Source organism: Leptospira adleri (assembly GCF_002811985.1).
In the GTDB taxonomy this organism is placed as follows: domain Bacteria; phylum Spirochaetota; class Leptospiria; order Leptospirales; family Leptospiraceae; genus Leptospira; species Leptospira adleri.
Window position 1 is genome coordinate 1 of record NZ_NPDU01000053.1, and the last position, 13700, is coordinate 13700.

Consider the following 13700-nt stretch of genomic DNA (forward strand, 5'->3'; position numbering starts at 1 on the left):
CTCTGATGGTATCGGTTACTAAAAAATCCTTTCTTGGAAACGCGCTCGGCGGCCTCGACGTTTCGGAAAGGGAAATCGCTACCGTGATCGCCGAACTCTATCTTTCCATTCAAAATGTTGAATATATTCGAACTCACGAACCGAAAAATCTAAGACAAGCGATTGAGATCTGGAGACTACTCCACATGCATTGAAATTTAACGTCCGACTTTGATGTCTTCCACGGTTTTTTTTCCGGAAGAATTCAAAGTGGGTAATATCTCTTCTTCGCGGATCTGAAGTCCTTTGCTCTGCAATCTTCGAACGTAAGGAACAATCGGACTCAAATCGTTATTGGGATTGATCGACAACAAAACTCGTTTCCAGAGTTCCACAAACTGCAAGGTTTCCCTTTCCGAGTCGGGCGTTTTACGAATCCATTCCATTGCCTCGGAGTAGTTTCGTTTTTCATAATATGCTTTCGCGATGTAGTAACTTAGATCGGGAATTTTGTCGTCGGTCGAATGGAGATTCATCGCGAACATCAGTAGATCGTCCCATTTTTCCATATCATGCGCAAGCAGAACCATTGAGGCTCGAGCGTTTTTATGATACGGATTTATTTGGAGAATTTTCTCCAAATAAAAGTATCCCTTTTCAAAGTCTTGTTTTTCCAAAAAATACACGCTCAATTCTTCCCAGGAAATCAATTCCATGCCGGGGATTTTAGATTGTACGTCGAGAAGCAGAACGGTTTCCTCTTTTCGGTTTTGCGAATTGAGAATTTTTCGAAGCTGTTGAATCTGATCTTTCTTTGCCGTCTTGAGATAAGCGCCGATTTCCTCTTTCGCTAAATCGTATTCGTCGATCAGAAAGTGCATTCTGAGAAGATTGGAAAAACAGATCGGATTGGATGGGGAAAGATTTAGACATTCTTTCCAGGAAAGTTCAGCGTCGTCTAAGAAAGAATTCTTCGCAAAAAGAATTCCTAAATTATTTTTATCTTCGGCGGTGATTCCCTTTCCTTTGTATCCCCGCACGGCCCAAAGAGAATTTACCTTCTCCAATTCCACTTGGGAAAATTCGGTCGAGTTTAAATATAAAAAAGAAATATCCGTTTCCAAAATCTCCGCTTCACGGATCGGATAAATGCAATTACTTAAAAAGGAAATGACTAAGACTATGAATAAATTCCAAAACATTTTAGTAGGCCATTTATGATGCCTCGTTTGAATTTCCAAACTTTGTTGGGAGCCAACGCCAATGCTTACGCTTCGCCGCTTTTGGCAACCTCGCTCTCTATGGATCGCTCGCTTCCTGTACACCGGTTTCTTCCAATTGTTTCTGAGCATAGAGCATATACTTCAGAGCTCGTTCTTTATCACCATGGAACAAATACATGAGTGAAAGATCAAGTGCATCCTGGGAACTTGGGGGAGCGAAGTCTTCCGGATTCTCCTTGCTCATCTCAAATTTAGAACGAAATTCTTCCAATTTGTTTTTTGTGAGTTTTTCCAAAGATCCGAAGAAGGCAGCTTCTTCAGGATTTTTTTTAGATTCTTCGATCGCATCCGAAAAACGGGTAAAACCTTTGGACTGGGAAGTCGCTTGTTTTAGAATTTCAAAAGACTGCTTGAAGTTTCCCAGTCTGGTATGGACTTCGGAGATCAACACTTGCATCCGAGAATCTCCCGGATAAAGTCGGTTTACTTTGTTTGCGACTTCGAGACATTCTTTCCAGCGTTCTTTTTCAAAATGAAAAGTAGCCAACGCAGTGAGGGCCATTCGATTTTCGGGATCGATTCGAATCGCGTTTGTAAGGTAGAGTTCGGTTTTTTCATCTTTCTCCAATTGCCGATAACAGTAGGCGAGAAGGATGTGAGATTTTAGAAAACGTTTTTCGAGTTCGAGGGATTTTTTGAGGGAACGAATGGAAGTTTCGATTTCTCCCAATCGATAGAGTTCGACTCCGATGTTGTAGTAAAGTTCCGGAGTCTTTCCTACGCTCAACGCTTGCTGATAAACCTCGATCGCTTTTCTCGAGTTTCCCTGTTTCGAATGAAGAGCCCCGAGATTTAAGTATGATTTCTGATACTTGGGTTGTGCTTGAATGATTTTTTCGTAGAGCCGAATCGCCTCCGGGAATTTGCCTTCTTTTTCCAAAGTGAGCGCTTGGTTGAATATTCTGCTGATATCTGTCCCGGTCATAAATGAATTATCGGACCGAATTCTACCTAGGACGACTGAAAAAGTGGTAATGAAATTTTTCAAATCGACCGACTTATTAAAGGAATCACTAGGACCCGAGGGAACAATGAAACAAATAGCAATCTTAGTAGCCCTGATCATTTTTACGTCTTGCGCTTCGGTCGAATCAAAACGAAGCGTAAGCGCGTCCGGAGACCCTTCCGAGATTTTCTTTGAAAAAGAAATCGCTCCGATGGATAGAGAATCCGGTTCAAACACAACTTCGCAAAAACCTTCGAGAAGATCTTTTGAGGAAGAATTGAACGTTGAAAAATACGCAAAGGCTCAACCACCTGAAAAAACGAATTCTTCGTCCGGAGATTTTGACGAGATCGGAATGTCTTCCTGGTACGGATCCAAATTCCATGGAAAACCGACTGCGAGCGGGGAGAAGTTCGATAAAACCAAACTCACTGCGGCTCATCCCACTCTTCCTTTGGGATCCATCATCAAAGTTCAAAATTTGGAAAATCAAAAGGAAGTCTTAGTTCGCGTGAACGACAGAGGGCCTTTTGTTAAAGATAGAATTATCGACCTTTCTGAAAAAGCGGCTGATACTCTTGAGTTCAAAGATACGGGAGTCGCGAAAGTCGGAATCAAAGTGATCAAACGCGGCGGAGCTGCGGGAGAAGAATCGGAAGACCTGGAAAATTCAGATGACGAAGACGCTTTGTTAGGCGATGAAACCGGAAAACCGGAAAAACTGAATCCTCAAAAAACGGATTATCCGAACAAACCCATTGCTGGCGGAAAATACATTAAAGGCTCTCCGAAGGGTTATACCGTTCAAGTCGGCGTATTTCGCGATCAAGCAAAGGCTGAAACTTACAAATCCAATCTCGGTCAAGAATATGGAGAGAAAACTTTCATGTTCACGAGAGACGGATTGTTTGTGATTCAGTTGGGTGATTTCGGAAGTCGGACTGCGGCCGATTCATTGAAGTCAAAATTAAAGACTGACGGAATCGACTGCTTCATTCCGAAAAAGTAAAATTCTTCTTTTTAATCCGTTGTTTCCTTGGAACAACCCTGCGGGATTCTCGCGGGGTTGTCGATTTTATCGGTGAGCCCTGCAACTATCGTTTTTCATTCTGCTTCTACAGATATCTTTTGCCACTTCTACGACCGCAACTCCGCAAGTATTTAGACTTGGATCCACACATCCGGGATAAACAAGTAAAAGTGTCGGAAAACAAGTATCATATTCTTTCATATCTTTGGCGCATTGTTGTTCGCTTGATACGAGCAAGTTGCAATCTGAAATTCCCGTTATGAGGATGAAAGAAAGTAGGACGAAAATAAATTTCTGATTCATTTTCTAATTAAGAAAGGCGCGCCTCAAAAAGTCATTCAGAAATTTATTTTAGACATACAATGAGAATGAATTCGATAGAAAAGAATATCGGCAAAAGGATTTCAGTAAGAATCCGGGATTTCAAAAGAAACTGATTCTTCAAAACCCTCTCAATTTATAGAACTGTCCCCTTAAATTCCGCCGCCGTGAATGAATTCATCCAGGATTTCTTCCAAGTTATCTTTTCCGCCTTGCGGTCTAAGTCCGTTTCCATCCGTGCGACCGATGGAGTGAACTTCTTTTTGCAGAGTTTCTATTCTTTCAAGAAGAATGGAGAAAACCTTTGCGACCGGATCCGGGATTTCATTGTGATCCAGCATGTGTTCGCCTTCTTCGCCGATCGGCATTTTAGAGCGAACGATCTTTGCGGGAATTCCAACCACGGTCGTATCGTTCGGAACGTCCCTCATTACAACCGATCCGGCTCCGACTCGAACATTCTTTCCGACGGTGATGTTTCCTAAAATTTTCGCACCGGCGCCGACGACGACGTTCTCAAGCAAGGACGGATGACGTTTCCCCGACTCTTTGCCGGTTCCGCCCAAGGTAACGCCTTGATAGATCAGACAACCTTTTGCGATCGTGGCCGTTTCCCCGATCACGACTCCGTGTCCGTGATCGATCATAATTCCGTTTGCAATTTGTGCTCCCGGATGAATGTCTATTCCAGTAATGAATCTGGAAAAAGTATTGATCATCCTTGGGATTAAGGAGAGTCTCATCCGATAAAGAAGATGAGCCACTTTATGAAACCAGAGAGCGTGAAGACCGGGATAACAAAGTACGATTTCCAGATACGATTTTGCCGCTGGGTCGTACTTTTTAATAAATTTAATATTTTCAAACAAACGATTTTCTCCGCGCTCTGATTAGTAAAAGGCTAAAAATTCGCGATACCATGTAAAGAGGATTCTTTCCAAGAAGAATAAGAATAACGATTGAACCAGTCCAGATTTTCAACGCACTTGATCCTTTTTATCCTAACTTTTTTGACTCTGACCTTTCAGAGCGAGTTTCTTGAGATTCCCTTTTTATCTTCGCAATATATCAAAGAATTATTTCTTCTTAGACTTCCTTATTCGCTTTCTTTGATCACAATCTTATTGGCGCACGAGATGGGCCACTTTTTAGCCGCGCGTCACTACGGCGTTAAAGCGACTTGGCCTTATTTTATTCCGATTCCGTTTGCGCCGATCGGAACCATGGGTGCCGTGATACGAATCTTAGAACCTATCCGTAACAAAAAACAACTCTTCGACATCGGAATTTGGGGACCGTTGATGAGTTTGATTCTTTCCGTTCCTTGTTATATTATCGGAATTTATTGGTCTTCCCTAGTTCCGATGGAATCTTTAAAGGGAAACCCCGGAGTGATTTCATTCGGAGAATCTCTTTTTACGATCCAAGTCAATCAATGGATTTTGGGACCTTTTGATCCGGCCATTCAAGACGTTTGGATTCATCCGCTTGCTCAAGCGGGATGGGTCGGATTGCTCGTTACCGCGATCAATTTACTTCCTTTCGGTCAGTTGGACGGAGGCCACGTAATTTATTCCGTTTTTGGTGAAAAATATCGGAAGTGGATTTATTATCTTTTTATAGGTTTTTTACTTTTGTGTTTTTGGAATTTCTCATGGTTACTGTGGGGTTTTCTGATTTATTTCATCATAAAGGTAGAACACCCGTTTGTCCCTGACCCGGTGGTTCCTTTGGATCGATTTAGAAAAATCGGCGGTCTTTTGATCTTGTTCTCGCTGATTTTTATTTTTGTGCCGTCGCCGATCCAACTCGGAACTGATATAAATAGACCCGGTCTTGCAGAGGAGTTATGGATTTCACTCAAGTCAGTTTTTTCAGGTATTTAGTATTATTAGGTTGTATCATTTCATTTCCGATATTCGCTCAGGATCAGGAAATCAAACTTACGGACAACGCGTATGGATTCACCTATGACGGAACGAATTTTTGGTACATAGATTCTTCCCAGCGTTCTTTGTATCGAGTCGACCCTTCCGGAAGACAGGAATCCTTTCCCTTAAACATTCCCTTTCTCACGGGGATTAATTTTGATCCGAGAGAAGGAAGAATCTACATCGCTTCGAGAAAGCTCGTTCTCAAAGTGGAACCGAACACGGGCGGAGTTACGGAGAGGATTCCCATTTCGATCGAAAAGATCGGAGGAATTGCAAGCCAGGATTCTCTCTTATACGTGCTCGATCAGGAGAATGGAAAGATTTCCATCTTAGACAAAGCGACCGGAAGAATCATCGGCGGTTTTCTTACGGATAGAGCTCAACCGAAAGATCTCGTTTTCGCAAGGGATTCACTTTGGATTTCTGATTCTTCAGACGGAAATATTTATCGATATAATCCGAATAACGGAGCGATCACCGGCTCCATCAAAACTCCCTCTAAAGAAATCAGAGGAATGGTTTTTTTAGGAAGCAGAATCTACATCGTCGATCGAACCGGGAAAGAAGTGAAACGGGTTTCCTTTGTGGAAACGGATCGTTTTATCGCTTCGGGCGAGACGACTCACCAAGTAAAAGTGAAACTTACTTTTTCTTTGAACGAACTTTCCATCGCAGGAGGAACGTTAGGTCTTTATCAACCTCCGACAACGGAACACCAAAGGATTCGAAATTTGAAGATGGCCGAGCCGGGCTTTAAACAGGATTTTATCGGAAACGGAAGGGCCTTTGTAAAAACTCTGGGTGTGGACGATAAAAAGGGAACTCAAACCTTAGAATATTCTTTCGAAGTCAGGACTCAGAATATTCGTTACTACGTTACCGACGATTTCCTCGAAAAGAAAGAACGAATCGGAGACGACATCAAACCTTTCCTAAAAGGCGAACCGATCGAAAAGTCGAAAAACGCTTACTACATAGACAAGGTCTTCGATGCTCGGTTGTTCCGAAACACGATTTCGTCCTTAAAAAAGAATCTTGTCGATTCCGGCGTCCCGGTCCGGTCCTTATTTACCGCATCGCGAGCGGAAAAAAATTCGGTCTCGTTCAAAGAAACTCTCGAAGTTTATATTCCCGGTTTTGGTTGGGCGCCGATCCAAAACGTTAAACCCGGTTCCGATGAATCCTCGCGCGTTTTCAAAAAAGGGGAAGAAAGTCTGGATCTTTTTCGCGCCGAGAATTGGGAAGATATCGTTTCTCCGATTTTTTATAAAAGCAGAAATTCCGAAGAATGGAAATCCGTTCCCGCGGAAATTCAAGTCAGCTTTGAATGACGTCTAACGTATGAAAATAAACTCCGGATTCTAACTTTCGGAATTTTTAAGGAGCGAAGTTTCTCGCGTAGCTAGAAAGAATTGTATCGCTTTTGCGGAAAGAGTCCAAGCCCTTCCCAGCATAAGCATCGCGAGCGATAACCATAGAATATGATTGTTTCCCGTAATTCTCCCAAAATACGCGATCGGTAGAAAGAACAAGGTCGCGCTCAGCAACATGGAATTTCTTAGGATTCTTCCTTGGGTCAGACCTATAAAAAAACCGTCCAAAATAAAAGCGACGGTTCCGATTTCTAAAACCGGAACGAGCCAAAATTGATATTGCTCCAAAATGGAAAGAACTCCCGAACTCTTTGTAATCAGTCCGAAAGTAATCTTCGGGAATGAAAAAAGGAAGATCAAAAAAAACGTGGTAAATAGAAAACCAACCGAAAGGGCTAAGACGAGTAGAATTTTTAGACTCTTTCTTTTCTTTTCCGCGTAAAGATTCCCCGCCAAACTTTCCGTAGACAAAGCCGCGCCGTCCACTAGATAAGCGCAAACAAGAATCATCTGATGAAGAATTGAATTTGCAGCGAGGATCTCGGTTCCCATTTCGGAGCTGAAGTTTCGAAATAGGCTGAATGTGATTATAAGAAACAGAGTCCTTAGAAAGATATCCTTGTTTAAGCGTAGGATAGAGGAGAATCCGGAAAGAGAAAGCAGGGCTTTTTCTCGGATCCAGCTTAATTCAAACTTTGAATCAATTCTCCATTCTCTGAAAAGTAGAATCAGAAAGAAGGATAACATACCGAATTGGCTGATTGTCGTCGCAAGACCCGCGCCGTAGGCCTCCCATCCTAATTCCAAAATGAAATAAGCGTCTAACGTTATATTGATCATATTTGCGATCACGGTCGCTATAAGAACGTAAGAACTTTTTTCTCTTCCTAAAAACCAACCCGTAAAAACATAATTACAGAGTACGGCGATAGAACCCGGAATGCGCGCGTCGAAATAAGAGACGCCGGCCGCTTTTACGGCCGATTCTCCCTCCAGAAGTCTAAATCCGAATTCTTTAATCCATGGGGAAAGGATGAGAATTGACGCGCCAAAGAAGGAAGCGAAACCGATGGATCGAACTAGAATGAACAGAGATTCCTTTTCGTTTTTTTCACCGGAGGCTTGCGCGGTTAAACCGGTCGTCCCCATTCTTAAAAATCCGAACATCCAAAAAATGAAATCGAAAAGGATTCCGGCTAACGCGGCGCCGGCCATGAAAATATGCGTATCTAAATTTCCTAATATTGCAGTGTCAACCAGTCCGGTCAAAGGAACCGTGATATTCGCAAGGATATTGTAAAAGGTGAGTTTATAAAATTTAGATTTCAATCAGCTCAATTTATCCATCACACAAGAGGCGGTAATATCCCCGGTCACATTGATCGTTGTTCTGCACATGTCTAGAAAACGATCCACTCCGAGAATGATTCCGATCCCTTCCGTCGGGATTCCCAGACCTGCAAGAATGGTCGCCAAGATCACGATTCCAATTCCAGGCGTACTCGGCGTTCCGATGGAAGCGCCGACCGTAGTAAAAAGAAGAAAGACGAGTTGTGTAGGGCCAAGATCAATTCCGTAATATTGAGCTAAGAAAATCGAAGCGACTGCTTGATACAAGGCGGTCCCGTCCATATTAACGGTTGCGCCGACCGGGATAATAAATTCAGCAATGTTCTTTCTTACTCCTAAACCTTCAGTCGCAGTTTGAATGGAAACGGGCATCACCGCCGCCGAACTAGAAGTCGAAAAAGCGAGCAACTGAAGGCTCGCTATCTTTTTAAAAAAATCAAAAGGATTTCTTCTCGCCGCTAAAATGAGAATGATCGAATACATGACTAACACGGAAAAAAGCCCGAGTAAGACCGTGCTCATATACATTCCGAGTGTGAGAAGAAGCTCCGCTCCAATCGATGAAATCGCTTTTGCCATAAGGCCGAAAACTGCGAAAGGAGTAAGACCCATCGCCCAGTTTACGATTTTCATACTGATCTGAAAGACCGAATTTAGAATTTCTAAAATAGGTTTGGAAATTTCTTTCGAGACGGAAAGAATCGCGATTCCAATTAAACAGGAAAAGACGATGACGTTTAACATTTCTCCCTGAGTTACGGAAAGGAACGGATTCTTTGGAAAAAACGACATGAACAGTTCTGGATATTTATCCAAAGTGGGAATGCTGATCGGATTCGGAATTTTTGAAATTTGTAAATTTTTTATTGGCAGGATGGATTTCCCCGGTTCCAACCAAAGGGCTAAAGAGATTCCGATGGCGACGGCCGCGAAGGTAGTTAAAACAAAATAAAATACGGTTCTGATTCCAAGTTTTTTCACATTCTCCAGATTTTCAGCCGAACAAATTCCGAGAATAATAGAAGAGAAGATTAACGGGACCATGATCATCTGCAAGAGGCTGATAAATATAAGTCCGGGAATAATAAGCCAGGACGTTGTAAGTTGAGCGACATCTCTGCTTATAAGAGACAAGTCGGAACCAAGTAAGGTACCCGCAAGAATTCCAGCCGCCATTCCGATGAGAATTTTCAGCCAAAGTTTTTCCCTTAAATGTCCGGAAATCTTGGTATTAAGGGATGTTAGCTTTTCAAAAACGGCCATTAGGGAAAACTCTTTTGAATCGTTATTTTTTCTATTGATTTTTGGTTTTGATATGAATTATTGAAACCGTTTTCGAGATTTTTGATTAAATCCGTGCTTTTTCGAACAAAATATAGAATTAGAAAGACGGACTGGAGATTATGGGATTAGATTTTCTGAGATCAGATTTGATTCTCTTCAACTATTATTCTTTTGGAAGTCTATTAGTAACACTTACGACTTTTTTTCTGGCCGTCTTCTTTATCAGCTTAAGAAGAAAGACCGTTGCAACGTATCATCTCGGAATCGCTTTTTTTATCCTTGGATTATTTGAGATCGGCTATTTTCTTGCGGCGTTCTACTATCATCCCGTGGCCGCATATCACCGCTGGCTCACCGGTTGTTTGATTCTTCCCGCCGTTACTCACTTTACTCAATTTTTTATCCGTTATCCGAGCAATTACAATAAGAAGATTGGAGCCTGGCTGATGATCGGTCAGCACATACTTAGTTTTATCGTGGGATGCATCTTCATCTATCTTACTTATATCTCGGAAAAAATTTATCACTTCACGGCGCATCACTGGGATTTTAACGCGCTTGCTTCCAGTCGATATCTTGCGTTTATGATCGCATTTTATTGCGTGATCGCTTTTATCCTAATTCCTATTTGGAGAATTGTCACAGATAAGGATAAAAAACGATTTGCGATCTTTTTGTTTGCGATCGGGTTTATGATCGCCGCCTTTTATCCGAATATCGCCAACGTTTTGAGTCGGGACGGTGTGATGGAAAGATCTACGTATATGACTTCCAACGTAATCTTTTTCTTAGCGGCCTTCTCAGTCGTAGTAATCGTATTTATCAACAACAGTACGGAACGAACCACCTTCATGGTGAAGATCGTCGGGATCACTTTGTTTACGATATGTTTGATCATGCAGGCTCTCGTATATATTTCGAGTCAGGATAAAGAATCGGAGTACGACAGTCTTCATGTCGTTAACAGCGAAAGAGTTTTGGAAAGCGGCCGTACGAACGACGACGTTCAATACATTTTACGTTATGATGAAAAGAGCGGAGAACTGGTAACAAACGATTATGATCCAAAATACGCTTTGGACCTTTCGTTCGTTAAAGTGGATTTACAGAACACTCTAATCTACGAAGAAATTGCAGGTCTCAAAGAAGACAACTTCAGGGAAAATCTCAAAACCATTTTGGATTCTTCTCCTGAATATTTTTCGGGATACAAGGACGCGATCTTTAAGTTTGTAAAAGACAATTCATCCTTAAAGTCAAAAGAATTAAAGACTGCGCTGTTAAAGCAGGCGGAACGACTCAATAAGGACGCATTCGTAAATACGAACAAACTTCAAGGAATTCGTCCCGAATCCTTCTGCGAAGAAGGCAGATCTTACTTGGAAAAAAATAAAGAGTTGGAGTCCTTTAAGACCGGAATTCTAAAAAATTTGGACGGATGCAAATGGAAGGGAAAGGAAATTTCCGGAAAAGAGCTCAAGGCCGAAATTCTAAAATACTTCAGTTATTTCAAACCCGCGGAAACAAGACACTATAGAAGAAGTCTCGATGGACTGGGCCATCACGTCGCTTTTATGAAATACATTCCAGCGAAGAAGCAGGTCGTCGAACTCGGATTCTCTTATAAGAAGTATCGAGAGTTTATGCACCCGACTTCCGTAAAACAGACGATCATTCTTTTTGCGGTTATCTTTGTTGTGTTAGTTTTATTTCCTTTGTTCTTCAAGAGTAGTCTCGTCGATCCGCTCAACAGTTTACTTTCGGGCGTGGAAAAGGTAAACAAAGGAGATCTCGACGTTCAGGTTCCGGTAAAGGTTCGCGACGAGATCGGATTCTTAGCAGACTCGTTTAACTCGATGGTTTCGTCGATCAAACAAGCCAGAAGGGAACTCCAGGATTACGCAGAAAACCTGGAAGAAAAAGTAAAAGAAAGAACTCAAGAAGTACAGGAGAAGATGGAGGAAGTTCAAAGGCTGAAAGTTCAGCAGGACGGAGATTACTTCCTAACGTCCCTTTTGGCAAAACCTCTTTTCTACAACGCCAACAAATCCAAACTCGTAAATACTGAATTCGTTCTTAAGCAGAAGAAACAATTCGAATTCAGAGGAAAACATTCCGACCTAGGCGGCGATATCTGCGTTACCGGAAATCTCCGTTTGGGAACTCCCGATAGTTATAAACGTTATACGATGGCGATGAACGGCGACGCCATGGGTAAATCTATGCAAGGAGCCGGCGGTGCGCTCGTAATGGGAGTTGTGATGAACTCGATCATGGCTCGTTCCGCGGCTAACAATCGTATTCTGGATAAAACTCCGACCGAATGGTTGAGCGAAGTCTATCAGGAGATTCATTCCGTTTTTAAATCCTTCAACGGAAGTATGGTAATTTCAGCGACGATATTCTTAATCGAAGAAGAAACTGGAAAGTGTTTTTATTTTAACGCGGAGCATCCGTTCAGCGTTCTTTATAGAGACGGGAAGGCGAGTTTCTTGGAGGAAGGACTTCAACTCAGAAAGTTGGGATTGGATTCCGAATTCGATTTTCAAATTAGAACTTTTGAATTAAAGAAAGGGGATATCTTGATTCTCGGCTCGGACGGTCGGGACGATATCGATTTAACCCCCGAAGAGACCGTCAGAACGATCAACGAAGACGAAAATCTTTTCCTGCGTAACGTGGAAAAAGGAAAGGGAAACTTGGAAGATATCGAAGTGGAAATTCGAAAATACGGCGAGTTGACGGACGATCTTTCGATGCTCAAAGTTGAATTTCAGCTTGAAAAGAAAAAAGACGAGTTAGACGAAATGTTTACCGGCGGAGATAGAATCGAAGTCGCTCTGAATCCGGATGCCATTTATGAAGACGCAAAACAACTTTATAAAAACGGGAAAGTCGAACAAGCTCTTGAACTTTTGAAAACCGGTTATACTCACGACACCGCGAACCAGAAAATCAACAAACTTCTCGGTCTTTTGAGCTTTAAAGGGAAAGATTATTCCACGGCAATTGAAGTCCTGGATAATTATCTGAAGACCGATCCCGGCTTGCACGAATATTGGTTCTACCTTTCGATCGCAAATAAGAAGGTCGGAAAATACGATCAAGCTCTTCATGCGAGTTTAAAACTAAAAGAAATACAACCCGAGAATCTTTCAAACTTGATCAATCTTTCCGATATCTATCGTTTGATGGATCAATTCGATTTAGCCGAGGAAGTTGCGAATCAGATCATGCATCTCGATCCTGGAAATCAAAACGGGGAAAGACTTTTGAAGCTCATCGAACGAGATCGTGCGTAGACTATTCTTTGGAATTTTAATTCTACTTTCGTTCGATATAATTTCGGAGAAAAAATCCTGGATTCGAAGAATTCCTTTGTCCCGAGGCGATTTGGTTCTCGAGATCCGAAATTCTTCCAAGGATAAGGAATGGAACGAGTTCGCATATCGTAAGACTGTCGATCTGTTTAAAGCGTTGGAATCCTATTCGGGAATTTCTTTTCACGAAGCGAGCGCCTCCATTTTTGAAGGTCGAAAAGCATCCGAAAAATTCAGAGTTCTTTTAGTCGTTCAAGATCAGATTTTTTTAAACGGAACTAGGGTGGGGGGATTCAATAATATCTCCGGTGATCTTGGGCCCGAGCGAGGAATTTTTCTGGAACCGGATCTCGCTCCGCTTGGATATCCCGCGCTTCTCTTTCACGAACTCGGACATTTTTATTTTTCGGATATCGCTTGGTTAAGCGAGGGGATCGTTTCCTTTTTACCCTTCGTTCTTTATAAGGAAAAGAAACTTCAACTTTCCAAAGAGGAACTGATTTCCATGGCGGAAGAATGGAATATGGAGGAAGGTCTTCAAGGAGGAAAGGATTTTCCGATCGATCCTGATTTTAGGGAAAGAATTCCCTCTGCGACTCCTACTTTTTACAATAAGGCTCTAAAAGTTCAGTTCATTCTTTATAAAGAATTGGGTCCTGCCGGATATCGAGAGTTTGTAAAGAAATTAGTTTTTGAAAATTCCCCAAAAACAACGGGACAAGTGATACTCATCTTAAAATCGATTCGTGATAAGAATTGGTCCAATATTCTCAAAGGTTGGGTCACACCCGGCTCCTATGAAGTTTACTCTTGGAAAACTTTTCAGAAAGAATCTATTTTCAAAAATTTCATTTCCCTCTAAATTGAACGCTTGTTTCAG

Annotated in this window: 11 protein-coding genes and 1 pseudogene; 6 read left to right on the forward strand and 6 right to left on the reverse strand. The window is 42.0% G+C overall.

Features of this window, described 5'->3' with window-relative positions; all coding sequences use genetic code 11:
- Nucleotides 1-194 (forward strand): annotated as a pseudogene (locus CH376_RS17145) (dihydropteroate synthase); the annotation flags it as partial.
- A 3-nt stretch (nt 195-197) separates the two neighbouring features.
- On the opposite strand, the gene CH376_RS17150 reads toward CH376_RS17145, so the two are convergent.
- Both CH376_RS17150 and CH376_RS17155 read right to left on the reverse strand, forming a co-directional pair.
- On the reverse strand, nt 198-1181 hold the full coding sequence (locus tag CH376_RS17150) for a tetratricopeptide repeat protein (RefSeq protein ID WP_100788223.1): 984 nt from the start codon (nt 1179-1181) through the stop codon (nt 198-200).
- 97 nt (nt 1182-1278) lie between these two features.
- Nucleotides 1279-2187, reverse strand: coding sequence for a tetratricopeptide repeat protein (locus CH376_RS17155; protein WP_100788224.1), 909 nt, complete (start codon nt 2185-2187; stop codon nt 1279-1281).
- A gap of 106 nt (nt 2188-2293) precedes the next feature.
- On the opposite strand from CH376_RS17155, the gene mpl36 reads away from it, so the two are divergent.
- The gene (mpl36, locus tag CH376_RS17160) at nt 2294-3217 is read left to right on the forward strand and encodes an RlpA family plasminogen-binding lipoprotein MPL36 (protein ID WP_100788252.1); all 924 of its coding nucleotides are present in this window, start codon (nt 2294-2296) and stop codon (nt 3215-3217) included.
- Between the two features lie 66 nt (nt 3218-3283).
- On the opposite strand, the gene CH376_RS24460 is transcribed toward mpl36, so the two are convergent.
- Both CH376_RS24460 and cysE read right to left on the reverse strand, forming a co-directional pair.
- The gene (locus CH376_RS24460) at nt 3284-3541 is read right to left on the reverse strand and encodes a hypothetical protein (RefSeq protein WP_100788225.1); all 258 of its coding nucleotides are present in this window, start codon (nt 3539-3541) and stop codon (nt 3284-3286) included.
- A 170-nt stretch (nt 3542-3711) separates the two neighbouring features.
- On the reverse strand, nt 3712-4428 hold the full coding sequence (gene cysE, locus CH376_RS17170; protein ID WP_100788226.1) for a serine O-acetyltransferase: 717 nt from the start codon (nt 4426-4428) through the stop codon (nt 3712-3714).
- Between the two features lie 90 nt (nt 4429-4518).
- Between cysE and CH376_RS17175 the strand changes: the two genes are divergently transcribed.
- Nucleotides 4519-5445, forward strand: a complete 927-nt coding sequence (locus CH376_RS17175; RefSeq protein ID WP_100788227.1) for a site-2 protease family protein — start codon at nt 4519-4521, stop codon at nt 5443-5445.
- Entirely contained in the window at nt 5409-6824 is a 1416-nt protein-coding gene (locus tag CH376_RS17180) for a Vgb family protein (RefSeq protein WP_100788228.1), read from the forward strand. The genes CH376_RS17175 and CH376_RS17180 overlap by 37 nt, the downstream gene beginning before the upstream one ends.
- Nucleotides 6825-6854: 30 nt before the next feature.
- On the opposite strand, the gene CH376_RS17185 is transcribed toward CH376_RS17180, so the two are convergent.
- Nucleotides 6855-8195: an MATE family efflux transporter gene (locus CH376_RS17185; protein WP_100788229.1), complete on the reverse strand. Its 1341-nt coding sequence runs from the start codon at nt 8193-8195 to the stop codon at nt 6855-6857.
- Complete coding sequence (locus CH376_RS17190; RefSeq protein ID WP_100788230.1) at nt 8196-9479, reverse strand: dicarboxylate/amino acid:cation symporter; 1284 nt, start codon at nt 9477-9479, stop codon at nt 8196-8198.
- Nucleotides 9480-9619: 140 nt separating this feature from the next.
- Between CH376_RS17190 and CH376_RS17200 the strand changes: the two genes are divergently transcribed.
- Both CH376_RS17200 and CH376_RS17205 read left to right on the forward strand, forming a co-directional pair.
- Nucleotides 9620-12802, forward strand: a complete 3183-nt coding sequence (locus tag CH376_RS17200; RefSeq protein WP_100788231.1) for a SpoIIE family protein phosphatase — start codon at nt 9620-9622, stop codon at nt 12800-12802.
- Nucleotides 12795-13682, forward strand: a complete 888-nt coding sequence (locus CH376_RS17205; protein WP_100788232.1) for a gluzincin family metallopeptidase — start codon at nt 12795-12797, stop codon at nt 13680-13682. Before CH376_RS17200 ends, CH376_RS17205 begins: the two co-directional genes overlap by 8 nt.
- The last annotated feature ends 18 nt before the right edge of the window (nt 13683-13700 follow it).